This is a genomic window from Kitasatospora sp. NPDC048286, assembly GCF_043201735.1.
Lineage (GTDB): Bacteria > Actinomycetota > Actinomycetes > Streptomycetales > Streptomycetaceae > Kitasatospora.
This window is the reverse complement of record NZ_JBICZE010000002.1, coordinates 390,185-412,488: the sequence shown is the minus strand read 5'-3', so window position 1 is coordinate 412,488 and position 22,304 is coordinate 390,185. Positions and strand designations below refer to the sequence as shown.

Here is a 22,304-nt window from a genome sequence, read left to right as displayed (position 1 = left end):
CGGGACCGCTCGACGGTGACCCGGCGTCCGGCGGTGTGCGAGCATGGGGAGCGTAGGGGACGCGGGTGGCACACCCGGCCCACGGATATCCAGCCGCGAACAGGCCGCACAATTCATCGCCCACCCGGGAAATGAAACCGGACGGCGGTTGGTTGGCACTGGCGGCAGAATGTCGTCAAGACCGGGAGAAAGCAGATGACCGTCCAGGACGAGACCACCGTCGAGAGTGGCATCCTCCTCACCGATGCCGCCGCGGCCAAGGTCAAGGCCCTGCTGGAGCAGGAAGGCCGCGAGGACCTCGCGCTGCGCGTCGCCGTCCAGCCCGGTGGCTGCTCCGGCCTGCGTTACCAGCTGTTCTTCGACGAGCGCTCGCTCGACGGCGACGTGCTCAAGGACTTCAACGGTGTCAAGGTCGTCACCGACCGGATGAGCGCCCCGTACCTGGGCGGCGCCACCGTCGACTTCGTCGACACCATCGAGAAGCAGGGCTTCACCATCGACAACCCGAACGCCACCGGCTCCTGCGCCTGCGGCGACTCGTTCAGCTAAGCCCGCTGCGGAAGGCGGCCCCGGGGTCACCCCGGGGCCGCCTTCTCGTTCCTCCGGCCGCGGCGCGGCTACCGCCCGGCGACGTCCGGGCTCACCGGGTCCGGCCCGATGTGCGGGTCGCCCTCCAGCGGCACCTCCTGGCCGCTGGTCCGGTCCACCACGGTCCGCCCGGCCAGCGGCGAGCGCAGGTCGGCCGACACCGACTGCCGCTTGGCCAGGGCGTTGCACACCTGACCCGGCTGGACGGTCGGCGGTCCCGGCACGACCAGCACGTCCACCCGGCCCGGCTGCGACTCGTCCGCCTTCAGCGCGTACGTGGTGCAGACCCCGCCGAAGAAGTAGACGGTCAGCTTGGTGGTGCCGTCCACCCGGTAGCCGACCGGCGGGCGCACCGGCGAGCCCGACCCGTTCGGGTTCGGCTCGCCCACCGCGATCCCGTTGCCCGGGGGAGTGGCCGGGGCCGGCTGCCCGGGCGCCGGCGAGGCCGCCGTGGCCGTCTGGCCGGCCGGCGGCTGAGCGGCACCGGAAGCGGTCCCGCTCGCGGAGTCCGCCGGGGCCTGCGCGGAGGCACTCGCCGAGGCGGAGGCGGCGCCCGCGCCGCTCGCCGCCGAATCCGAGGCGGACTTGCCGCCCCCGTCACAGCCGGCCACCGTCACCACCGCCGCCAGTGCCAGAGCGGCCAGGGCCACCGCCCGCCGACCGCGCCGGGGCATCGTCTCCAGATCCATCTGCACATCCTCCCGAGGGCTCAGCGGTGCCGCCTCCTCGCCGCTCCGCGCGGATGTGACGTGCTCCGGTCGGATCCGGTTCCGCCCCGGTTGCGACCCGTTCCGATCAACCCGGCCCGGCGGACTCAGAGCCCGTACTCGGCCATCCCGGCGACCACCCGCCGCGCGCCGGAGGGCACCCGGAAGCCGGTCGGCGCGGGGACGGCGGGCTCCGGGCCGGCCGCGACCTCCGGCCAGAACCGGCGCAGCCGCCGGGAGGAGTCCACCAGGGCGTCGAGCGTCTCGCCGTCCTCGGTCCGCAGGACGGGCAGGGCGCAGGGGTCGGTCGTCATCGGTATCGCTCCGATCCAGGGCCGTGGCCACGCTGCCACGGTCTTCGACGGGGCCCGCACGACGGGCCCTCCACGGCCGACCCTAGGCAGCGGCCCGGCCGCCCACCAGTGCTACCGGGAGGTAGTACACGTTGGGGGGCAACGGGTGCCACCATGGCCGTACGGGCGGCAACTTGCGGCACTCCTGCCTGGGCGCTCCCCGGGGCCGGGTACCGTGGGTGGGTTCATCCCCGCCTGCCCGCTGGCCCAGCAGCCACCCTGAGGAGACCTTCCGTGCGTATCGCCGTCGCCGGCTCGATCGCCACCGACCACCTGATGACGTTCCCGGGTCGGTTCGCCGACCAGCTCGTCGCCGAGCAGCTGCACACCGTGTCGCTGTCCTTCCTGGTCGACGCCCTGGACATCCGCCGCGGCGGCGTCGCGCCGAACATCGCCTTCGGCATGGGGGTCCTCGGCCTGCGCCCCGTCCTGGTCGGCGCCGCCGGCGCGGACTTCGCCGAGTACCGCAGCTGGCTCGAGCGCAACGGTGTGGACTGCGACTCCGTCCACATCTCCGAGACCCGCCACACCGCGCGCTTCATGTGCACCACGGACGAGGACCACAACCAGATCGCCTCGTTCTACACCGGCGCCATGGCCGAGGCCCGCAACATCGAGCTGAAGCCGATCGCCGACCGCGTCGGCGGCCTGGACCTCGTCCTGATCGGCGCCGACGACCCGCAGGGCATGGTCCGCCACACCCAGGAGTGCCGCACCCGCGGCTACGCCTTCGCCGCCGACCCCTCCCAGCAGCTGGCCCGCCTGGAGGGCGACGACATCCGCGAGATCGTGGACGGCGCCGCGTACCTCTTCACCAACGAGTACGAGGCCGCGCTGATCGAGAGCAAGACCGGCTGGGGCGCCGAGGAGCTGCTCACCCGCGTCGGCACCCGGGTCACCACCCTGGGCAGCAAGGGCGTGCGGATCGAGCGCAAGGGCGAGGCGCCGATCCTGGTCGGCTGCGCCAAGGAGGAGGCGAAGGTCGACCCGACCGGTGTCGGCGACGCCTTCCGCGCCGGCTTCCTGACGGGCCTGTCCTGGGACCTCGACCTGGAGCGTTCCGCCCAGCTCGGCTGCATGCTCGCCACCCTGGTGATCGAGACCGTCGGCACCCAGGAGTACGAGCTGCGCCCGGCCACCTTCCTGAAGCGCTTCGAGGAGGCCTACGGCGCCGAGGCGGCCGGCGAGATCGCCGCGCACCTGGTCAAGTAGTCCGCCCCGCTCAGGAGCGGCGCACCACGAGGTAGGCCGAGCCCCGGTCGCCGCCGTACTCGGCGGCCGGGGCCTCGCCCGCGTACTCCTGCCCGCGCATCCCGCACCAGGCCGGGATGTCCAGCCGGGCCGCGTCGTCGTCCGCCAGCACGACGACCGTGCCGCCCGGCGGCACCTCGCCGATCCGCTTCGCCAGCTCGATCACCGGCAGCGGGCAGCGCTTGCCCAAGGCGTCGATGATGATGACGGGCCCGCCCGCCTCCGGGTGCTCGGACCCGGTGACCTCCACGGGCGCCACCGGCGCCGGCAGGTCCAGCCCGAGCGGCGCCCGGACGCCGGCCACCAGGTCCGGCAGCACCGCGAGGAAGCGCTCCACGTCGGCCTCGGCCGTCCCGTACGGCAGCGAGACCCGCACGTTCCCCTCGGTGAGCACCCCCATCGCCGCCAGCACGTGGCTGGGCGTCAACGTGGACGAGGTGCAGGAGGAGCCGGAGGAGACCGCGAAGCCCGCCCGGTCCAGCTCGGTCAGCAGCACCTCCCCGTCCACGTACATGCAGGAGAAGGTGACGATGTGCGGCAGCCGCCGCACCGGGTCGCCGACCACCTCGACCTCGGGCACCAGCCGCGGCACCCGGGTGCGGATCCGTTCGACCAGCGCGTGCAGCCGGGCGTTCTCCCGTTCGGCCTCGGCCCGTACGGCGCGCAGCGAGGCGGCCGCGGCCACGATCGCCGGGACGTTGACGTAGCCGGGCACCCGGCCGCCCTCGCGCTCGTCGGCCGGCAGCGGCGAGGCGTACCGGACGCCCTTGCGCACCGCCAGCACCCCGACCCCGGGCGGGCCGCCCCACTTGTGGGCGCTCGCCGTCAGCAGCGACCAGCCCGCCGGGACGTCCAGCCGTCCGGCGCTCTGCGCCGCGTCCACCAGCAGTGGGACGCCGGCCTCGGCGCACAGCGCGGCGACCTCGCCGACCGGCTGCACCGTCCCGACCTCGTGGTTGGCGCTCTGCACCGCGGCCAGTGCGGTGTCCGGGCGCAGCAGCGCGCCGAGCGCCGCCGGGTCGACCCGGCCGCCCCGGTCCACCGGCGCCACCGAGACCTCGCCCCCGCCCGCCAGCTGGCGCTCGGCGACGTGCAGCACGCTGGAGTGCTCCACCGCGGAGTGCACGAAGTGGCCGCCGCGCCGCCGGTTCCCGGCCAGGGCGCCCAGCAGGCCCAGTTGGACGGCCTGGGTGCCGCTCGCGGTGAAGGCGATCTCGTCGGCCCGCGCGCCCAGCACCGCGGCGACCGTCTCGCGGGCGGCGTCCAGCAGCATCCGGGCCTGTCGGCCGGAGCGGTACAGCCGGGCCGGATCGGCCCAGCCCTCGTCCAGGGCGGCGGTCAGGGCCTGCCGCGCGACGGGGTGCAGGGGGGCCGTCGAGGCCGCGTCGAAGTACACGGTCACATTTAACGACACACCCGGTCCGCGACCCGGTCCGATCGCGCGACTCACCCGCCGTCAGTCGATCATCCCGAATGTCCGCTTCGTCCGCGTCCGACGGGCCGTCACGGGTGTCGTCCGAGGTCATCCCCCGATCGGGCGTACGGACCTCGAATGCCTGCGATGACCTGCGACGCAGCCCCTGTCGGGCCTGATCGGGCTAGCAGGCGGCGCGTTACCGGGGGCTGCCCGTCAGGAGCGCATAAGGCTGGAGTAGGGTTTGGCCCGCATAAGCATTCAAACCGTGCCCGTGGACGGGTCGCCGGGGAGGCTCACACTCCTCCCCGGGGCGACGCGAAGGCGGGCGAGACTTCGGGAAGGCGCTACGTGAGTCCCAACGGCTCCGACCGCTCGCCGCGGCGCACGATGCGGCGGAAGCTGCCTCAGGCGCTGGCACTGGGCCTCGTCATCGCGACCGCCACCGGCTGCTCGGCCAACGACCTCCCCAGGCTTGGCCTCCCGAGCCCCGTCACCGAGGAAGGGCCCATGGTCCTCCGGATGTGGCAGGGCTCCTGGATCGCGGCGCTGGTGGTCGGCGTACTGATGTGGGGTCTGATCATCTGGAGCGTGATCTTCCACCGGCGCAAGCGCACCGGTGTGGAGATCCCCCCGCAGACCCGGTACAACGTGCCCATCGAGGCGCTCTACACCGCGGTCCCCATCATCATCGTCTCGGTCCTCTTCTACTTCGTCGCCCGCGACGAGTCGAAGCTGACGCAGGTCTCCGAGAAGCCGCAGCACTACGTCAACGTGGTCGGCTTCCAGTGGAGCTGGGCGTTCAACTACGAGAACACCGAGACCCCCGACCCGGCCAACAAGGATGCCGCGTACGAGGTCGGTACGCCCAAGGACGCTCCGACGCTCTGGCTGCCGGTCAACGAGAAGGTGCAGTTCCGCCTCACCTCGCGTGATGTCATCCATGACTTCTGGCCCGTCAACTTCATGATGAAGATGGACGTCGTGCCGGGCGTGGTGAACAAGTTCGAGGTCACGCCGACCGTCAAGGGCGAGTACATGGGCAAGTGTGCCGAGCTCTGCGGCGTCGACCACTCGCGCATGCTGTTCAACGTCAAGGTCGTCGACCGTGCCGACTACGACAAGCACCTGGCCGAGCTTCGCGCCAAGGGCCAGAACGGTGCGGTGCCCTCCGGCCTGATCACCATGGGAAGTGAAGAGAAGTGACAATCCTCAACGAGCCCGCCGCGGCCGGCGGGGGCGCCGAGGCCGTCACGGTCGGGGCGCAGCGGACCCGGAAGCCGGGTTCGACCATCATCAAGTGGATGACCACCACTGACCACAAGACGATCGGCACGCTGTACCTGGCCACGTCGTTCGCCTTCTTCCTGATCGGTGGCATCCTCGCCCTGGTCATGCGCGCCGAGCTGGCTCGTCCCGGGACCCAGATCCTGTCGAACGAGCAGTTCAACCAGGCGTTCACGATGCACGGCACGATCATGCTGCTGATGTTCGCGACGCCGCTCTTCGCCGGCTTCGCGAACTGGATCATGCCGCTCCAGATCGGCGCCCCGGACGTGGCGTTCCCGCGTCTGAACATGTTCGCGTACTGGCTGTACCTCTTCGGTTCGACCATCGCGGTGGCGGGCTTCGTCACCCCGAACGGCGCCGCCGACTTCGGTTGGTTCGCCTACTCCCCGCTGTCCGACGCCGTGCACTCGCCCGGCATCGGCGGCGACATGTGGATCATGGGTCTGGCCTTCTCCGGCTTCGGCACGATCCTCGGTGCGGTCAACTTCATCACCACGATCATCTGCATGCGCGCTCCCGGCATGACGATGTTCCGGATGTCGATCTTCGTCTGGAACGTCCTGCTGACCTCGGTGCTGGTCCTGCTGGCCTTCCCGGTGCTGGCCGCCGCGCTGTTCGCCCTGGAGGCGGACCGCAAGTTCGGTGCCCACGTCTTCGACCCGGCCAACGGCGGGGCGATGCTCTGGCAGCACCTGTTCTGGTTCTTCGGCCACCCCGAGGTGTACATCATCGCGCTGCCGTTCTTCGGCATCGTGTCCGAGATCATCCCGGTCTTCAGCCGCAAGCCGATGTTCGGCTACTCCGGCCTGATCGCGGCCACCATCGCGATCGCCGGTCTGTCCGTGACGGTGTGGGCGCACCACATGTACGTCACCGGGCAGGTACTGCTGCCGTTCTTCTCGTTCATGACCTTCCTGATCGCGGTCCCGACCGGTGTGAAGTTCTTCAACTGGGTCGGCACCATGTGGAAGGGCTCGCTGAGCTTCGAGACCCCGATGCTCTGGACGGTCGGCTTCCTGGTCACCTTCCTCTTCGGTGGTCTGACCGGTGTTCTGCTGGCCTCCCCGCCGATCGACTTCCACGTCTCGGACTCGTACTTCGTCGTCGCCCACTTCCACTACGTGGTCTTCGGCACCGTCGTCTTCGCGATGTTCGCCGGCTTCCACTTCTGGTGGCCGAAGATGACCGGCAAGATGCTGGACGAGCGCCTCGGCAAGATCACCTTCTGGACGCTGTTCATCGGCTTCCACACCACCTTCCTGGTGCAGCACTGGCTCGGCGCGGAGGGCATGCCCCGCCGCTATGCCGACTACCTGGCCGCGGACGGCTTCACCACCCTGAACACCGTCTCGACCATCGGCTCCTTCGTGCTCGGCCTGTCGATCCTGCCGTTCCTCTACAACGTCTGGAAGACCGCCAAGTACGGCGAGAAGGTCACCGTGGACGACCCGTGGGGCTTCGGCCGCTCGCTGGAGTGGGCGACCTCCTGCCCGCCGCCGCGGCACAACTTCCTCACGCTCCCGCGGATCCGCTCCGAATCCCCGGCCTTCGACCTCCACCACCCGGAGATCGCCGCGCTGGACTACCTGGAGAACCACGGTGAGCCGGCCAAGCACCTCGCCGGCGTGACCCCGGCGAAGTACGACGCCCCGAAGCTGGACAAGGGCAAGAAGGAGGGCGACGCCTGATGAAGGAACAGGGAAAGATCTTCCTGGGCCTGTCGGTCTTCGTGCTGGCGATGGCCCTGACCTACGGTCTGTGGACCAACCACTCGGACCTCGGCATCGAGGCCGCCGGCACCACCGCGCTGTTCCTGGCCTTCGGCCTCTGCGCGTTCATCGGGTACTACCTCGCCTTCACCGCCCGCCGGGTGGACAGCGGCGCGGGTGACAACCCCGAGGCCGAGGTCGCGGACGACTCCGGCGAGCTGGGCTTCTTCGCCCCGCACAGCTGGCAGCCGCTCTCGCTGGCGCTCGGTGGCGCGCTCGCCTTCCTGGGCGTGATCTTCGGCTGGTGGCTGATGTTCTGGGCCGCCCCGATCATCATGATCGGCATCTTCGGATGGGTCTTCGAGTTCTACCGGGGCGAGAACCAGAACCAGTAGGGTTCCCGTTTCCGGCACCAGGGCCGGTCCTCCCGCACGGGAGGACCGGCCCTGCTGCATCCTCCGGGGTGACGGACTCACTCCGGTGGGTGAACCGGAAGTCCCTCGGATGTCGCTCCGCCAGGTGGCGTTCCTACGATCTGATCAATCGTGCGAACCTTCGGAGGCGGTCATGGCCGACAGGCGGGGAATCGCAACCCTCGGCGGCATCTCGCTGGCCCTCGCGGTGCTGGCCCCCCTGGCCGCCTGCACAGCCGGGGAGGAGGAGCCCGTCGGACCGCACCGGATCGACGCGGCCCCGCTGGTCCGCCTCTCCGCAAAGGACAAGGCCGACCCGTCCCAGCCGGTCACCGTGACCGCCGTCAAGGACAGCCGGCTCACCGACGTCACCGTGGTCGGCCCGGACGGCCGGGTGGTCGCCGGGAAGCTCGCCGAGGACCAGCGCAGTTGGCAGACCACCGGCCGGCTGAAGGCCGCCACCGCGTACACCGTGCGGATCTCCGCCGACGACGGCAAGGGCGGCCGCGGCGACACCACGGTGAACTTCGGCACCCTCCCCGGCCAGCGCCTGCTCACCGCCAAGCTCGGTCCGGACTCCTCCGGCAGCGGCGTCTACGGGGTGGGCCAGCCGCTCACCGTGCAGCTCTCCGAGGCCGTGAAGGACCCGCAGGCCCGCCTGGAGGTCGAGCACGTGCTGACCGTCGGCTCCCAGCCCGCCGTCACCGGCGCCTGGTACTGGGTGGACGACAAGAACCTGCACTTCCGCCCGGAGGCCTACTGGCCGGCCGGGACGACCGTCTCGCTGGCCTTCGACGGCACCGGCAGTCGGATCGCCGACGGCCTCTACGGCGGTGACCGCAGCTCGCTGAAGCTGCGGATCGGCGAGCGGGTGGAGTCGGTGATCGACGCGGAGACCCACGAGCTCACCCTGAAGCGTGACGGCGAGGCGCTGCGGACCATCCCGGTCACCACCGGCAAGCCCGGCTTCGACACCCGCAACGGCGTCAAGGTGGTGCTCGGCCAGGAGCGCTCGGTCCGGATGAACGGCGAGACCATCGGCATAGCGGCGGGCAGCGCGGAGTCGTACGACCTCGACGTGAAGTGGGCCACCCGGGTGACCTGGAGCGGCGAGTACGTCCACGCCGCGCCCTGGTCGGTCGGCTCGCAGGGCGTCGAGAACGTCAGCCACGGCTGTACCGGCATGAGCACCGACAACGCCGAGTGGTACTACCAGCACACCAGGGTGGGGGACCTGGTGACGGTGGTGAACAGCCGCGGCGGCGCGATGGAGCCCTTCGGCAACGGCTTCGGGGACTGGAACGTGGCCTGGACGGAGTGGGTCAAGCACAGCGCCTCCGGACAGCCCGTCAGCACCACCTCACCGGTCTCCCAGGCCCCCGCCGTGGGGATGATCCGTCCGGAGCCCTGACGGGCCCGTCAGAGCTCCGGGTAGGCCAGCCGCAGCGCGGTGTCCACGGCGGCCAGGGCGTCCGCGTGGGAGACGCCCAGGCGGTGCGCGCGGGCGGCGTACTCGGCGGCGGCCTCGGCGGCCAGCCGGTGGGCGGAGTCCCCGGTGGCGGCGATCAGCGTGCCGCGCCGGCCGTGGGTCTCCACCACGCCGTCCGCCTCCAGCTCGCGGTAGGCCCGGGCGACCGTCCCGGCGGCCAGCCCCAGCTCTTCGGCCAGGGCCCGGACGGTGGGCAGCCGCAGCCCGGTCGGCAGCTCGCCGGAGCGGGCCCGCTCGGCGATCTGGGCGCGGATCTGCTCGTACGGGGGAGTGGCCGAGGCGGGGTCGACGGAGAGCTGCACGGGGGCTCCTGGTGACGCGGGCGGGTACGGGGCCGGCTGGTTCGGAAAAGGGCCGAGGGCCGCCGACCAGAAGAACTCTGGTCAGCGGCCCTCGGGGTGACTCGGTGGTGCCTACGGGATCAGTGGTGGCCGTGGCCGCTGGTGATCTCGTGGTGCTCCTCGGCGGTCGGCTTGGGGATCTGGCTGCCCTCGCCGTAGAAGCCGCGGGAGAGCTTGGCCCGGGTGCGGGTGAGGACGCCGGCCTTGCGGGCCACGCCGTTCTCGTCCGTCTGGGCCGGCAGCTCGACCGGCTGGTTCTGGTCGTGCGCGGTGAGCTTGTACAGGTCCTGCTGCGGCAGCTGGGCGTGCACCTCGATGAACTCGCCGTGCGGCAGGCGCTTGATGACGCCGGTCTCGCGGCCGTGCAGCACCTTCTCCTTGTCGCGGCGCTGGAGGCCGAGGCACCAGCGCTTGGTCACGATGAAGACCACGACCGGGACGACGAAGAAGCCGACGCGGACGAAGTAGGTGACCGAGTTGATCGACAGGTGCAGGTGGGTGGCGAACAGGTCGTTGCCACCGGCCATCAGCAGGATCAGGTAGAGGCTGATCCAGGCGGCACCCAGGGCGGTGCGGACCGGGGCGTTGCGCGGGCGGTCCAGGATGTGGTGCTCGCGCTTGTCACCGGTGATCCAGCCCTCGATGAACGGGTAGGCCGCGATCGAGACCAGGACCAGCGGGAAGATCGCCAGCGGGACCATGACACCCAGGTTGAGGGTGTGGCCGCCCCAGACGCTGATCTCCCAGCCCGGCATGATGCGGATCAGACCCTCGGAGAAGCCCATGTACCAGTCGGGCTGGGCGTCCGTGGAGACCTGGTCCGGACGGTACGGGCCGTACGCCCAGATCGGGTTGATCGTGGCGATCGCCGAGATGACGGCGATGAGGCCGAACACCAGGAAGAAGAAGCCACCGGCCTTGGCCATGTAGACCGGCATCAGCGGCATGCCGACGACGTTCTTCTCGGTCTTGCCCGGGCCCGCCCACTGGGTGTGCTTGTGGTAGAAGACCAGGATCAGGTGCGCCACCAGCAGGCCGAGCATGATGCCCGGGATCAGCAGCACGTGGATGGTGAAGAACCGCGGCACGATGTCGTGGCCGGGGAACTCGCCCCCGAACAGGAACATCTGGACGTAGGTGCCGATCAGCGGGACGGCGAGGATCGCGCCTTCCATGAAGCGGATACCGGTGCCCGACAGCAGGTCGTCCGGCAGGGAGTAGCCGAAGAAGCCGTCGAACATGCCCAGGATCAGCAGCAGGAAGCCGAAGACCCAGTTGATCTCACGCGGCTTGCGGAACGCGCCGGTGAAGAACACGCGCATCATGTGGACGAGCATCGCGGCCACGAAGACCAGGGCGGCCCAGTGGTGGATCTGACGGATCAGCAGACCGCCGCGGACCTCGAAGCTGATGTCCACCGTGGAGGCGTAGGCCTCCGACATCGGGATGCCCTTGAGCGGCACGTACGAGCCGTCGTAGACGACCTCGGCCATCGAGGGCTTGAAGAACAGCGTCAGGTAGACACCGGTCAGGATGATGATGACGAACGTGTAGAGGCAGATCTCGCCCAGCATGAAGGACCAGTGGTCCGGGAAGATCTTCCGCAGGTTGGCCTTGGCGAGGGAGTAGATCCCCAGCCGGCCGTCAGTCCAGTCAGCCGCGGCTTCCCACTTGTTGGCGGGCTTCTCACGCGTGCTGGAGGGCTTGGCGGCACCGGTCGTGGTGCTGCTCGCGCTACTCATCGAGCACGCTCCCAGTAGCTCGGGCCGACGGGCTCATCGAAGTCGCCGGTGGCGACCAGGTTGCCCTTCTCGTCAGTGATGATCTTCAGCTGCGGCAGCGGGTGGCCGGCCGGGCCGAAGATGACGCGGGCGCCGTCCGCCAGGTCGAAGGTCGACTGGTGGCAGGGGCAGAGCGCGTGGTGGGTCTGCTGCTCGTACAGGCTGATCGGGCAGCCGACGTGGGTGCAGATCTTGGAGTAGGCCAGGATGCCCTCGAAGCCGAGGTCCTTGGACTTCTCGTCCTTGATGTCCTCGGGCGCGATCCGGACCAGCATCAGGGCGTCCTTGGCGATCCGCTGCTGGAAGTCCTCGTCGTGCGTGGACAGGCCCTCGGGCATGGCGAAGGTGAGCGAGCCGACGACGATGTCCTCGGGCTTCATCGGCTGCATGGTGTTCATGTTGATGAGCGCCAGCGGCTTGGTGTCGGTCGCCTCCTTCCAACCGGTCTCCTTGAGCTTCTTCTCGGGAAGCGGGCCCAGGTCACGGAGCAGGACCACGCCGGAGAGCGGGACCAGCGCCATGGAGCCGATCAGGGTGTTGCGGATCATCTTGCGGCGGCCGAAGCCGGACTCGGCGGCACCGGTCTTGAACTGCTCGATGACGTCCGCGCGGACCTCGTCGGAGGCCTCGATCGGGTGACGCTCGGCCGGCATCTCGACGTCCGACATCAGGGTGCGGGCCCAGTGGACCGCGCCCGCGCCGATCATGAACAGCGCCACGCCCAGGGTCAGGCCGAGCGCGAAGTTCAGCGCGCTGACGTGACCGAGCGGGAAGATGTAGACGATCTTGTCCGGGTCGATGGCCACGTACGAGGCGATGAAGCCGACGGTGGCGAGCATCGAGATCACGAACATCAGCGAGACCTGGCGCTCGGCGCGCTTGGCGGCCCGCTCGTCGATGTCGGTGCGACGGGGCTCGTGGGCCGGCAGGCCCGGGTCGGCGAACGGGCTGCCGTGGTCGGCCACCTCGCCGGCGGAGCCGTGCGGCTCCGGGAGCTTCTCTTCTGACATGTCGTGGCTCATGACTTCTTGGCCTTGGTGGTGTGGGCGGCGACCCAGATCGCGACCGCGATGAGCGTGCCGAGGCCGAAGATCCAGCCGAACAGACCCTCGGTCACCGGACCGAGGCTGCCCAGGGTGAGACCGCCGGGGTTGGGCTCATCGTTGGTGGTGTGGCGGACGAAGGCCACGATCTGCTTCTTCTGCTCCTCGGGCATGGTGGTGTCCGGGAACGACGGCATGTTCTGCGGGCCGGTCTGCATGGCCTCGTAGATGTGCTTGGCGTCCACGCCCTCCAGCGACGGGGCGTACTTGCCCTTGGTCAGGGCACCACCCTGGCCGGCGAAGTTGTGGCACTGGGCGCAGTTGGTGCGGAACAGCTCGCCACCCTTGGAGATGTCCTCGGGGTTGGTCGAGGTGAACTGCTCCTCCGTCGGGGTCACCGGGCCGGGACCGAGGGAGGCGACGTAGGCGGCGAGCTGGTCGATCTCGGCCTGCGTGTAGATGTTCTTCTTGCGCGGGACCTGCGCGCCGGGCTGCTGGGCGGGCATGCGGCCGGTGCCGACCTGGAAGTCGACGGCGGCGGAGCCGACGCCGACCAGGCTCGGACCGTCACTGCTGCCCTGGCCGTCCATGCCATGGCAGGAGGAGCAGCCCACGGCGAAGAGCTTCTTGCCCTCATCGATCGCGAGCGACTGCGCGGCGACGTCGGCCTGCGCCTTGTCGGCGGGCGCGAACGCGGCGTACAGCCCCCCGGTTGCCGCCAGGGCGAGAAGTAGGACGACCAGCGCCGCCAATGGGTGGCGCCGTCGTGCGGAGAGCTTTTTCACGGAATAACCCCGGTGTCAGGATCTGGTCGACTGGTGGGTGCACCCGGCGGCCGGTCTGGCCGGCACGAGGCTGCCTGTCTAGGGCTGCGCGCGCGGTCGGTCGGTGGGAGCGTCGGCACCGGCAGAAGCGGCCCGTCGCCGGTGAGGGCGGGGGCCGCAGCCGGTGGCCAGCGACCTGATCAGCTGGTTACTTGATCAGGTAGATGGTCGCGAACAGGCCGATCCACACGACGTCGACGAAGTGCCAGTAGTACGACACGACGATCGCGGCGGTGGCTTGCTCGTGCGTGAAGCGCTTGGCTGCGTACGTCCGTCCCAGGACCAGCAGGAAGGCGATCAGACCACCCGTCACGTGCAGCCCGTGGAAGCCGGTGGTCAGGTAGAACACCGTGCCGTACGGGTCGGAGGACAGCGAGAGGCCGTCCTTCTTGACCAGCTCGGTGTACTCGAAGACCTGGCCGCCGATGAAGACCGCGCCCATGGCGAACGTGAGGATGAACCACGCCCGGAGCTTCTTCACGTCACCGCGCTCGGCGGCGAACACACCGAGCTGGCAGGTGAGCGAGGAGAGCACCAGGATCGTGGTGTTGACCGAGGAGAAGGGCACGTTGAGGGCGTGGGCCTTCTCGGTCCAGAACTCCGGCCCCTTGACGGAGCGGAGCGTGAAGTACATCGCGAAGAGGGCCGCGAAGAACATCAACTCGGAACTGAGCCAGACGATCGTTCCGACGCTGACCATGTTCGGCCGGTTGACCGATCCGTGCGCGTGCCCGGTTTCTACTGCTGTTGCTGTCGCCACGACGGACATTATGTCGGTCCCTTATTCCGTCTTCACGTCGGGGGGTGTCCCTCGGAGTGTCCGGTGCGTGCGGTATGCCCGCTTGGGGGGCGGCACGGGGGCCGGACGGGGGCTGAGCAGCGGCGTGTCCCTTTTCTGATGGTTCCTCGGAGGGGCCCGCGACCCCGTTGCCCAGCGCGTCGTTGCACGGCCGGAGCAGCCGCGGGAGGTAGGGGAAGGGACCCGGGGTCGGCCGTACGGGTGGACCGGGCGGGATCGGGTGACGGGCCGTCCTCCGGGTGGGTGAGCCGGGGTGCGGCCCGGTTGGCCGGGAAGGTGCGCGAGGAGGACTCGGCGGGGGGTGATCGGGAGTAGCATCCGGATCAGGCGAACGTGGTCCGGATCACACTTGAGGGAGCAGGGCCCATGGCGTACACGACCGATGAGACGCTCACCGTCCTCGTCTACAGCGACGACCGCAACACCCGCGAGCAGGTGCTGACGGCGCTCGGCCGCCGGCCCGCCGAGGACCTTCCGGAACTGACCTACCTGGAGTGCGCGACCACCCCCGCGGTGCTCAAGGCACTGGAGAAGGGGGGAGTGGACCTCTGCGTGCTGGACGGTGAGGCCGTACCGGCCGGGGGGCTGGGCCTCGCGCGCCAGCTCAAGGACGAGATCTACGGCTGCCCGCCGGTGCTGGTGCTGATCGGCCGGCCGCAGGACTCCTGGCTCGCCGCCTGGAGCCGGGCCGACGCGGCCATCTCCCACCCGGTGGAGCCGGTGGCGCTGGCCGAGGCGGCGGCCACCCTGCTGCGGGCGCGACTGGCGAAGCGGACTCCGGCCGTCCGCTGAAGACGGCCCCGGCAACTGGAAAGGACAGGGGTAGAAGCGGAGGCTTCGCTCGATAGGCTGGCTCCATCCGTACGGACGTCCCCCCGTAGTGGGGAACCGACAACAGCTGGAGTCAGCCATGGTGAACGTGAACCCTGCGAACGGCGGTAGCGACCCCGCGCAGGTGGTCCGCACCTGGCCGGACCTCCTGGCGGCACTGTTGCAGGGGGAGGACCTCGACCGCTCGTCCACCGCGTGGGCGATGGACCGGATCATGAGCGGCGAGGCGTCCCCCGTACAGGTGGCCGGGTTCATGATCGCGCTGCGGGCCAAGGGCGAGTCGGTCGAGGAGATCGGCGGCCTGGTCGACGCGATGTACGCGCACGCGGAGCCGCTGGACATCCCCGGCCCGGCGGTGGACATCGTCGGCACCGGCGGCGACCGGGCGAAGACCGTCAACATCTCCACCATGTCCGCGATCGTCGCGGCGGCCGCCGGCGCCAAGGTGGTCAAGCACGGCAACCGGTCGGCCTCCTCGAGCAGCGGCTCCTCGGACGTGCTGGAGAAGCTCGGGGTGGCGCTGGACCTCTCCGCCCGGCGGGTCGCCGAGGTGGCCGAGGAGGTCGGGCTCACCTTCTGCTTCGCGGCGAAGTTCCACCCCTCGATGCGGCACGCCGCCACCGCGCGGCGCGACCTCGGGGTGCCGACCTCCTTCAACATCCTCGGCCCGCTGACCAACCCGGCCAAGGTCACCGCGCACGCCATCGGCTGCTTCGACACCCGGCTGGCCGGACTGATCGCCGGGGTGCTGGCCGAGCGGGGTGCGACGGCGCTGGTCTTCCGCGGCGACGACGGACTGGACGAGCTGACCATCACCACCACCTCGCAGGTCTGGCTGGTGCGCGACGGGGCGGTCACCCGGACCGCCTTCGACCCGCGGGACGTCGGCATCGAGCTGGTCGGCATCGAGGCGCTGCGCGGGGCGGACGCCTCGTACAACGCGGAGGTCGCGCGGCGACTGCTGGCGGGGGAGCACGGGCCGGTCCGGGACGCCGTCCTGCTGAACACGGCGGCGGCGCTGGTCGCGCTCGACCTGCGCGACGCACCGCTCGCCGAGCAGCTGGCGGCCGGCATGGAGCGGGCCGCCAGGGCGATCGACTCCGGCGCGGCCCAGGACCTGCTGCGGCGTTGGTCGGAGGCCACCAGCCGGATCTGACACGGCAGTTGACGGGGCCCGCGGGAATTCCTCCCGCGGGCCCCTCGCGCTGTCCGGATGCCGGACGCCCGTTTGACCGCCCGAAGGGCGCGGCCTAGAGTCTTCGCCAGGTCATGAGTGACAGCGCGAAGCCCCAGCTTGCTGTCCGGCAACCCTCCGTCCGTGGCGGGGTGCCCTGGGTGAGGACCGGGTCGTCACGGCAAGCCGTCCGTGCGACAAGCGCGGACGCCGGACGAATGACACTCCCGGGGTCCCTCACCCCTTGAAGGAGTGCATCCTCATGTCCGCCCACCCGTCTCCCGCCACCACCCTTCTCTCGGCGCTCCCCCAGACTTCGTCCGGGGGGACCCCCATCGTGCGGCAGCCCTGCGCCGAAATCTGCGGCCCGCTCGCCGTCCTCGGCACCGACGTCCAGGTCCCGCTGGCCAGCGGTGAGAAGGTCGGCTACGCGGCACTCGACTACGCGGCCAGCTCGCCGGCGCTCCAGCGGGTGTGGGACGACGTCGCCGCCTACGCGCCGTACTACGGCAGCGTCCACCGCGGGGCCGGCTACCTCTCCCAGCTGTCCACCGACCTGTTCGAGCAGAGCCGCCGCACCGTCGGCGAGTTCCTCGACCTGCGCGAGGGCGACCAGGTGGTCTTCACCCGGGCCACCACCGACTCGCTCAACCTGCTGGCCGCCGCCGTTCCGGCCGGCACCCGGGTGTTCGCCTTCGAGACCGAGCACCACGCCTCGCTGCTGCCCTGGGCGCACGCCGGACTGGACGTCACCTACCTGCGGGCGCCGCGCTCGCGGGCCGAGGCGGTGGCCGCGCTGGACGCCGCGCTCGCCGAGGCGCCCGAGGGCCCCAAGCTGCTCTGCGTCACCGGCGCCTCCAACGTGACCGGCGAGCTGTGGCCGGTCGCCGAGCTGACCGGGACCGCGCACCGGCACGGCGCCCGGGTGGTGCTGGACGCCGCCCAGCTGGCGCCGCACCACCGGGTCTCGGTGCGCGAACTGGACGTCGACTGGATCGCCTTCTCCGGCCACAAGATCTACGCGCCGTTCGGTGCCGGGGTGCTGGCCGGCCGGGCGGACTGGCTGGACGAGGCCGAGCCGTACCTGGCCGGCGGCGGGGCGACCCGGACGGTGGCCCGGGAGGCCGACGGCTCGGTGGCCGTGCAGTGGCACACCGGCCCGGCCCGGCACGAGGCCGGCTCGCCGAACGTCATCGGCGCCTACGCGATCGCCTCGGCCTGCCGGGCGCTGACCGAGGCCGGTTTCGACGCGCTGGAGGCCCGCGAGCGGCAGCTGGTCGCCCGGCTGACGGCCGGGCTGGCCGGGATCCCGCAGGTCAAGGTGCTGAACCTGTTCGGGGCCGACTCCGCCCGGGTGGGCGTGCTGTCCTTCGTCGTCCGGGGCTGGAACAGCTCGCACTTCTCGGCCGCGCTGTCCGCCGAGTACGGCATCGGGGTGCGCGACGGCCTGTTCTGCGCCCACCCGCTGGTGCGCACGCTGCTCGGGGACGAGGACGTCGCGCCGTCCGAGTGCGGGGCGCCCGAGCCCTCGCTGCCGGGCGAGCGCAGCCTGAACGCGATCCGGGTGAGCTTCGGCGCCGGGACGCCGGACGAGCACGTCGACCGCTTCCTGACCGCCGTCCGGGAGCTGGTCACGGACGGTGCGGCGTGGAACTACCGCAACGAGGGCGGGCGTTGTGTCGCTGACTCTCGGCGCGAGGGCTGACCGCTACTCGTCCAGGCCGAGGGCGAAGGCGGCCTCCAGGTCGTGCTGGGAGTAGGTGCGGAAGGCGATCTGGGTCTCGGTGTGGGCCACGCCCGGGACCTTGTTGAGCCGGCCCGGGATGACCTCGGCCAGGTCGTCGTGCCGGCGCACCCGCACCATCGCCACCAGGTTGTAGCCGCCGGTCACCGAGTAGACCTCGCTGACACCCTCGATGGCGGCGATGGACTCGGCGATCTCCGGGATGCGGTCGACACTGGTCTTGATCAGGACGATGGCGGTGATCACAGTTCGGGCTCCTTTGTGGGGTGCCGCCAGCGTATCGGGCGTCGGCCCGGTCGTCGCGGGGGGTGGCGGACCACGGTGCAGGCGTAGAGGAACCCGGCCGAGAAGCCGATCACGTGGACCAGGTAGGCCACCCCGGGGCCGGCCGAGTGCACCGACCACCACTGCAGGGCGAACCAGAGGCCGAGCACCAGCCAGGCGGGGAAGCGCAGCGGCAGGAAGAGGAGCAGCGGGACGAGGGTGGTCACCCGGGCCCGGGGGTGGAGGCGCAGATAGGCGCCGAGGACGGCCGCGATCGCCCCGGAGGCCCCGATGAGCACCCGGGTGGAGTTCGGCGAGTGCGCCTCGGCGAGCGCGAAGCCGTACGTGGTCAGGCTGCCGGCGGCCAGGTAGAAGAGGGCGTACCGGGCCCGGCCGAGCCGCCGTTCCACGGTGGGGCCGAAGACCTGGAGGAAGAGCAGGTTGCCCAGCAGGTGCAGCCAGCCGGCGTGCAGGAACAGCCCGGTGAGGACGGACAGGGCCGGGTGCTTGCCCGGGGTCGGGGCGGCCGGGCAGCCGGGGGCCGGGTCGGGGGCCTCGGCCAGCTGCTCGGCGGTCAGCGGCCGTCCGGCCAGCACCTCGGCCGGGACGGCGCCCCAGCGCTGCTCGTACCGCTGCTCCGAGCAGACCCGGGCCTGGCCGGTGCCGTACAGCGGGTTGAGCCCGGCGGCGGGGCCGAGCAGGAAGACCAGGGTGTTGAGGGCGATCAGGGCGTAGCTGACCACCGGGACGGGCACCGCCGGGCGGCCGCCCAGGGCGGCGGTGTGGTCGGGGACCGCGAGCGCCATGCGGCCAAGCATCCCTCCGGGCGCCGCAGGTGACACGGTGGTTTACGGCAGGTGGACTAGCCGGGGAGTTCAGACGACCGGTGGCCGCGGTGGTTGCCCCAGGCAATAGGCTTGGGGCGGGCATTCCCGCCTCCCGCCGCCGATGCCGGGGCTCCGGGGGGAGCGCCTAGCCCACGCAGGGACCACCCGAGAGGACCCCCGATGACCGTCCCCGCCCTGACCGCCGAGACGCGCTGGCGCTGCACCCTGTGCGGCAACCTCACCCGCTTCGACGTGACCCGCACCGCGCGGGTGACCGAGTTCCTGCACTTCGACCTGGCCGGCGAGTCCAAGGTCGAGGAGACCGAGGTGCTCAGCGAGACGATCGAGTCGGTGCGCTGCCGCTGGTGCAACGCGGTGGACCAGGTCGAGCTGGTGGCCCGCCCGGGCGCCGAAGGGGAGCAGGCCCCCGCCGAGCAGGGCTGACCCCCGCCGCCGCGGCGGGCGGGTGCGCGGAGCACCCGCCCGCGCCGCACGGGACAATACAGAACAAGACGCACGGAGCGTGACGACAGGGGCGGCCGCGGCCGTACCCCGCTGGACCAGGATCGGAGCCGAGGACGTGGTGGACGCAGCGAAGGAGCCCGGCGAAGCCCAGGGGCTTCAGCCCGCTGCGGCCGAGGCCCAGGCCGAGGCGGCCGGGACGGCGGACGACTCCTCCGAGCCCGCGGCGGAGCGCGTGGCCGAGAGGCTCGACCGGCCGCTGCCCGAGGGGGTGCGCCGGCGCGTGGTCGGGCTGGCCTCGGACGCGCTCGGTGGGCTGCCGCCGGCCGAGCTCCCGCAGAGCCTGCGCCAGTACGTCAAGTTCACCCCGGTGCGGCGGGCCAAGTACGCGGCCACGGCGCTGGCGGCGGCGCTGGAGGCGGAGCCGGCCTTCCGGGTGCGGATAGCTGAGCGGCTGCGCCTCGGGCAGCCGGACCTGGTGAGGGCGCTGGAGTCCGGCACCGTCCCGAGCGCGGCCGATCCGATGGACGTCGCGGCCGCCGCCTACCTGGTGCGTTCGTCGGGCTGGAGCCGGCTGGTGGCCGAGGCCGGCGAGGAGGCCGAGCGGGCCGGTGCCGAGGACGCGGCCGCGGAGGCGGCCCGGCTGGTGGAGAAGCTGCAGGCCGAGCTGGCCGAGGTGCGGGCCGCCGCCCGGGCGGACCTGGACCGGCAGCGGGCCGAGTCCGACGGTGTCCGCAAGGAGGCCGAGTCGCTGCGCAAGAAGGTGCGGTCGCTGGAGAGCGACACCCGCCGGGCGCAGGCCGAGACCCGCCGGGTGAGCGGTGAGCTGGAGGCCCTGAAGGCGCAGGCCGCGGCCGAGCGCGGCGCTGCCGAGACCGAGGCGCGCAGGCTCCGGCACCGGCTCTCCGAACTGGAGACCGCGGCCGAGCAGGGCCGCCGGTCGGCCCGCGAGGGGCGCAGCGTCGAGGACATGCGGCTGCGGCTGCTGCTGGACACCGTGCTGCAGTCGGCCCAGGGTCTGCAGCGGGAGCTGGCGCTGCCGGTCTCCCAGATCCGCCCGGCGGACCTGGTGGAGGCGGTGGTGCCGGGGGCGGCCTCGCCGCACGACGTGGCCCGGCGCGGGCTGGCCGAGGACGATCCGGCGCTGCTGGACCAGCTGCTGGCGATCCCCCAGGTGCACCTGGTGGTGGACGGCTACAACGTGACCAAGACCGGCTATCCGGCGCTGCCGCTGGAGCAGCAGCGGATCCGGCTGCTGGGCGGGCTGGCGATGCTGGCCCAGCGCACCCAGGCGGAGGTCACCTGCGTGTTCGACGGGCAGGATCTGGACGTCCCGGTGATCATGGCGCCACCGCGCGGGGTCCGGGTGCGGTTCAGTCGGACCGGGGAGACGGCCGACGAGCTGATCCGCCGTCTGGTGCGGGCCGAGCCGCAGGGTCGTCCGGTGGTGGTGGTGTCCACCGACCGGGAGGTCGCGGAGGGCGTGCGGAAGGCGGGCGCGCGCCCCGTGGCGTCGGTGCTGCTGTTGAACCGGCTGGCCCGGCCCTGACCTCGGCCGATTCCGTGTGATTCCTGGTCAGGGGTGGTCCCGGGGCTTTGTGAGGGGGCTGTGGAGTCAGTGTGGGGTGGCCGAGTTCATGCCATCGGGGGAGTGGCAAAACGGATAGATCTTCACTAGGGTCTGGCGTCAAACCTATTTTCGGGAATCTCATCCCATCAGGTGAGTCCGCTGGAAGAAGGAGCCGGTCCCTTGGCCTCCCACCGCCGTCCCAAGCAGCCGAGCCGCGCGCGGATCTCCGTGCTCACCGCTGCCGCTGCGACCGCGGTCGCCCTCTCCGCCCAGGTGGCCGCGCACGCCGCGCCGCAGCCGAACAAGGCGGACGTCAAGGCGCAGATCGACCAGCTCCAGGAGGAGCAGGAGCAGGCGGCGGAGAAGTACAACGGCGCCAAGGAGCGGGCCGACCAGCTGCGCAAGCAGGCCGACCAGCTGCAGGACCAGGTGGCCCGCAGCCAGGAGCAGATGACCCAGCTCCAGGGCGGCCTGGCCGAGGTGGCGGGGGATCAGTACCGCTCCGGCGGCATCGACCCGTCCGTCCAGCTGATGCTCTCCTCCGACCCGTCCGGTTACCTGGAGAAGGCCTCGACCGTCCAGCAGGCCAGCACCAGCCAGGCCGAGGCGCTCAAGGGGCTGCTGGAGCAGCAGCGCCGGCTGGACCAGGAGAAGGCCGAGGCGGCCGCCGTGCTCGCCTCGCTGGACACCACCACCAAGGACCTCAACCAGGCCAAGGCGGACGTCAACACCAAGCTGAAGGCCGCCCAGGACCTGCTGAACTCGCTCAGCGCCGCCGACCGCGCCGCGCTGAAGGCCCAGCAGGCGCAGGACGACCGCGCCTCGCGCGGCAGCGAGCGGGTCGACCTCGGCAGCCTGCCGCCGGCCAGCGGCTACGCGGCCGTGGCGATGGCCAAGGCGATGAGCAAGCAGGGCTCGCCGTACGTGTGGGGCGCCACCGGCTCGACCACCTTCGACTGCTCGGGCCTGATGGTCTGGTCGTACGGGCAGGCGGGCGTCTCGCTGCCGCGCACCTCGCAGGAGCAGGGCCACTACGGCACCCGGGTGCCCTCGCTGGACCAGGCCCAGCCCGGCGACCTGGTGATCTACGGCTCCGACATGCACCACGTCGGGATGTACATCGGCAACGGCATGGTGGTCCACGCGCCGCACACCGGTGACGTGGTGAAGGTGATGAAGGCCGACGCGATGCCGATCAACACCATCCGCCGGGTCTGACGGCCCGACACGCCCGCGGGGCTCCTCGGGGGCCTGTGAAAAGCGCCACCCTCGCCGTGGGGGTGGCGTTCGGCTTTCCCGCCCTTTCCTGACCACATGCTGAGAACCGATCAGCCTTGTGTGTGCCTGTGGTCACCATCGGTCATTTTCACAAAAGAACTTGGGTAATCTTCTGTCTTTTTTCTGACAAGGATTTGAACGGATCACGGTTC

22 protein-coding genes and 1 riboswitch are annotated in these 22,304 nt (G+C 71.2%); of the genes, 12 read left to right on the top strand and 10 right to left on the bottom strand.

The features are described 5' to 3' along the window. Positions 1 to 195 precede the first annotated feature (195 nt). The gene (gene erpA, locus ACGF13_RS06180) at positions 196 to 549 is read left to right on the top strand and encodes an iron-sulfur cluster insertion protein ErpA (protein WP_350515887.1); all 354 of its coding nucleotides are present in this window, start codon (positions 196 to 198) and stop codon (positions 547 to 549) included. A gap of 68 nt (positions 550 to 617) precedes the next feature. Here the strand turns inward: erpA and ACGF13_RS06175 are convergent, their stop codons facing one another. Together ACGF13_RS06175 and ACGF13_RS06170 are read right to left on the bottom strand one after the other, a co-directional pair. Next, the gene (locus ACGF13_RS06175) at positions 618 to 1,277 is read right to left on the bottom strand and encodes a hypothetical protein (RefSeq protein WP_392869430.1); all 660 of its coding nucleotides are present in this window, start codon (positions 1,275 to 1,277) and stop codon (positions 618 to 620) included. A 125-nt stretch (positions 1,278 to 1,402) separates the two neighbouring features. Beyond that, positions 1,403 to 1,609, bottom strand: coding sequence for a hypothetical protein (locus tag ACGF13_RS06170; RefSeq protein WP_392869428.1), 207 nt, complete (start codon positions 1,607 to 1,609; stop codon positions 1,403 to 1,405). A 273-nt stretch (positions 1,610 to 1,882) separates the two neighbouring features. Here ACGF13_RS06170 and ACGF13_RS06165 point away from each other — a divergent pair, with 273 nt between their 5' ends. Then, positions 1,883 to 2,860: a carbohydrate kinase family protein gene (locus ACGF13_RS06165; protein WP_392869427.1), complete on the top strand. Its 978-nt coding sequence runs from the start codon at positions 1,883 to 1,885 to the stop codon at positions 2,858 to 2,860. A 10-nt stretch (positions 2,861 to 2,870) separates the two neighbouring features. Here ACGF13_RS06165 and ACGF13_RS06160 read toward each other — a convergent pair whose 3' ends face one another. Continuing rightward, positions 2,871 to 4,295: a cysteine desulfurase/sulfurtransferase TusA family protein gene (locus ACGF13_RS06160; RefSeq protein ID WP_392869425.1), complete on the bottom strand. Its 1,425-nt coding sequence runs from the start codon at positions 4,293 to 4,295 to the stop codon at positions 2,871 to 2,873. 369 nt (positions 4,296 to 4,664) lie between these two features. Here ACGF13_RS06160 and coxB point away from each other — a divergent pair, with 369 nt between their 5' ends. From coxB to ACGF13_RS06140, 4 genes are all read left to right on the top strand, one after another. After that, on the top strand, positions 4,665 to 5,519 hold the full coding sequence (gene coxB / locus ACGF13_RS06155) for a cytochrome c oxidase subunit II (RefSeq protein ID WP_392869423.1): 855 nt from the start codon (positions 4,665 to 4,667) through the stop codon (positions 5,517 to 5,519). Beyond that, the gene (ctaD, locus tag ACGF13_RS06150; RefSeq protein WP_392869422.1) at positions 5,516 to 7,291 is read left to right on the top strand and encodes a cytochrome c oxidase subunit I; all 1,776 of its coding nucleotides are present in this window, start codon (positions 5,516 to 5,518) and stop codon (positions 7,289 to 7,291) included. Before coxB ends, ctaD begins: the two co-directional genes overlap by 4 nt. After that, on the top strand, positions 7,291 to 7,707 hold the full coding sequence (locus ACGF13_RS06145) for a cytochrome c oxidase subunit 4 (protein ID WP_392869420.1): 417 nt from the start codon (positions 7,291 to 7,293) through the stop codon (positions 7,705 to 7,707). The genes ctaD and ACGF13_RS06145 overlap by 1 nt, the downstream gene beginning before the upstream one ends. Before the next feature lie 172 nt (positions 7,708 to 7,879). Next, positions 7,880 to 9,136 carry an Ig-like domain-containing protein gene (locus tag ACGF13_RS06140; protein WP_392869418.1) on the top strand — a complete coding sequence of 419 codons (1,257 nt, stop codon included), beginning with the start codon at positions 7,880 to 7,882 and terminating at the stop codon, positions 9,134 to 9,136. 8 nt (positions 9,137 to 9,144) lie between these two features. Here ACGF13_RS06140 and ACGF13_RS06135 read toward each other — a convergent pair whose 3' ends face one another. The 5 genes from ACGF13_RS06135 to ACGF13_RS06115 form a co-directional block, all read right to left on the bottom strand. Further along, complete coding sequence (locus tag ACGF13_RS06135) at positions 9,145 to 9,516, bottom strand: GntR family transcriptional regulator (RefSeq protein WP_392869417.1); 372 nt, start codon at positions 9,514 to 9,516, stop codon at positions 9,145 to 9,147. Positions 9,517 to 9,635: 119 nt separating this feature from the next. After that, positions 9,636 to 11,297: a cytochrome bc complex cytochrome b subunit gene (locus tag ACGF13_RS06130; RefSeq protein WP_392869415.1), complete on the bottom strand. Its 1,662-nt coding sequence runs from the start codon at positions 11,295 to 11,297 to the stop codon at positions 9,636 to 9,638. Continuing rightward, a complete protein-coding gene (locus ACGF13_RS06125; protein WP_392869413.1) occupies positions 11,294 to 12,346 on the bottom strand; it encodes a Rieske 2Fe-2S domain-containing protein in 1,053 nt (350 codons plus the stop codon). The genes ACGF13_RS06130 and ACGF13_RS06125 overlap by 4 nt, the downstream gene beginning before the upstream one ends. Before the next feature lie 8 nt (positions 12,347 to 12,354). Further along, positions 12,355 to 13,164: a c-type cytochrome gene (locus ACGF13_RS06120; RefSeq protein ID WP_392869411.1), complete on the bottom strand. Its 810-nt coding sequence runs from the start codon at positions 13,162 to 13,164 to the stop codon at positions 12,355 to 12,357. A 187-nt stretch (positions 13,165 to 13,351) separates the two neighbouring features. Then, a complete protein-coding gene (locus ACGF13_RS06115; protein ID WP_049651835.1) occupies positions 13,352 to 13,972 on the bottom strand; it encodes a heme-copper oxidase subunit III in 621 nt (206 codons plus the stop codon). 396 nt (positions 13,973 to 14,368) lie between these two features. On the opposite strand from ACGF13_RS06115, the gene ACGF13_RS06110 reads away from it, so the two are divergent. The 3 genes from ACGF13_RS06110 (at position 14,369) to ACGF13_RS06100 (ending at position 17,712) form a co-directional block, all read left to right on the top strand. Further along, positions 14,369 to 14,794: a hypothetical protein gene (locus tag ACGF13_RS06110; protein ID WP_392869410.1), complete on the top strand. Its 426-nt coding sequence runs from the start codon at positions 14,369 to 14,371 to the stop codon at positions 14,792 to 14,794. A 118-nt stretch (positions 14,795 to 14,912) separates the two neighbouring features. Next, entirely contained in the window at positions 14,913 to 15,989 is a 1,077-nt protein-coding gene (gene trpD, locus ACGF13_RS06105) for an anthranilate phosphoribosyltransferase (RefSeq protein WP_392869408.1), read from the top strand. A 109-nt stretch (positions 15,990 to 16,098) separates the two neighbouring features. Next, positions 16,099 to 16,217: riboswitch (SAM riboswitch) on the top strand. A 52-nt stretch (positions 16,218 to 16,269) separates the two neighbouring features. Continuing rightward, positions 16,270 to 17,712 carry an aminotransferase class V-fold PLP-dependent enzyme gene (locus tag ACGF13_RS06100; RefSeq protein ID WP_392869406.1) on the top strand — a complete coding sequence of 481 codons (1,443 nt, stop codon included), beginning with the start codon at positions 16,270 to 16,272 and terminating at the stop codon, positions 17,710 to 17,712. Between the two features lie 3 nt (positions 17,713 to 17,715). Here ACGF13_RS06100 and ACGF13_RS06095 read toward each other — a convergent pair whose 3' ends face one another. Both ACGF13_RS06095 and ACGF13_RS06090 read right to left on the bottom strand, forming a co-directional pair. Then, positions 17,716 to 17,997, bottom strand: coding sequence for an Lrp/AsnC family transcriptional regulator (locus tag ACGF13_RS06095; protein ID WP_224278336.1), 282 nt, complete (start codon positions 17,995 to 17,997; stop codon positions 17,716 to 17,718). Then, entirely contained in the window at positions 17,994 to 18,821 is an 828-nt protein-coding gene (locus tag ACGF13_RS06090; RefSeq protein ID WP_392869404.1) for a rhomboid family intramembrane serine protease, read from the bottom strand. The genes ACGF13_RS06095 and ACGF13_RS06090 overlap by 4 nt, the downstream gene beginning before the upstream one ends. A gap of 201 nt (positions 18,822 to 19,022) precedes the next feature. Between ACGF13_RS06090 and ACGF13_RS06085 the strand changes: the two genes are divergently transcribed. From ACGF13_RS06085 to ACGF13_RS06075, 3 genes are all read left to right on the top strand, one after another. Further along, positions 19,023 to 19,286: a hypothetical protein gene (locus ACGF13_RS06085; protein WP_360353827.1), complete on the top strand. Its 264-nt coding sequence runs from the start codon at positions 19,023 to 19,025 to the stop codon at positions 19,284 to 19,286. A gap of 253 nt (positions 19,287 to 19,539) precedes the next feature. After that, a complete protein-coding gene (locus tag ACGF13_RS06080) occupies positions 19,540 to 20,853 on the top strand; it encodes an NYN domain-containing protein (RefSeq protein WP_392870072.1) in 1,314 nt (437 codons plus the stop codon). 201 nt (positions 20,854 to 21,054) lie between these two features. Continuing rightward, complete coding sequence (locus ACGF13_RS06075; RefSeq protein WP_392869402.1) at positions 21,055 to 22,092, top strand: NlpC/P60 family protein; 1,038 nt, start codon at positions 21,055 to 21,057, stop codon at positions 22,090 to 22,092. Positions 22,093 to 22,304: the final 212 nt, after the last annotated feature.

Coding starts and splice junctions, on each gene's coding strand:
- ACGF13_RS06170 (WP_392869428.1), bottom strand. CDS start 1,609: ATGACGACCGACCCCTGCGCCCTGCCCGTCCTGCGGACCGAGGACGGC.
- ACGF13_RS06085 (WP_360353827.1), top strand. CDS start 19,023: ATGACCGTCCCCGCCCTGACCGCCGAGACGCGCTGGCGCTGCACCCTG.
- trpD (WP_392869408.1), top strand. CDS start 14,913: ATGGTGAACGTGAACCCTGCGAACGGCGGTAGCGACCCCGCGCAGGTG.
- ACGF13_RS06100 (WP_392869406.1), top strand. CDS start 16,270: ATGTCCGCCCACCCGTCTCCCGCCACCACCCTTCTCTCGGCGCTCCCC.
- ACGF13_RS06145 (WP_392869420.1), top strand. CDS start 7,291: ATGAAGGAACAGGGAAAGATCTTCCTGGGCCTGTCGGTCTTCGTGCTG.
- ACGF13_RS06125 (WP_392869413.1), bottom strand. CDS start 12,346: ATGTCAGAAGAGAAGCTCCCGGAGCCGCACGGCTCCGCCGGCGAGGTG.
- ACGF13_RS06130 (WP_392869415.1), bottom strand. CDS start 11,297: ATGAGTAGCGCGAGCAGCACCACGACCGGTGCCGCCAAGCCCTCCAGC.
- ACGF13_RS06140 (WP_392869418.1), top strand. CDS start 7,880: ATGGCCGACAGGCGGGGAATCGCAACCCTCGGCGGCATCTCGCTGGCC.
- ACGF13_RS06090 (WP_392869404.1), bottom strand. CDS start 18,821: ATGGCGCTCGCGGTCCCCGACCACACCGCCGCCCTGGGCGGCCGCCCG.
- ACGF13_RS06175 (WP_392869430.1), bottom strand. CDS start 1,277: ATGGATCTGGAGACGATGCCCCGGCGCGGTCGGCGGGCGGTGGCCCTG.
- erpA (WP_350515887.1), top strand. CDS start 196: ATGACCGTCCAGGACGAGACCACCGTCGAGAGTGGCATCCTCCTCACC.
- ACGF13_RS06110 (WP_392869410.1), top strand. CDS start 14,369: ATGGCGTACACGACCGATGAGACGCTCACCGTCCTCGTCTACAGCGAC.
- ACGF13_RS06115 (WP_049651835.1), bottom strand. CDS start 13,972: ATGTCCGTCGTGGCGACAGCAACAGCAGTAGAAACCGGGCACGCGCAC.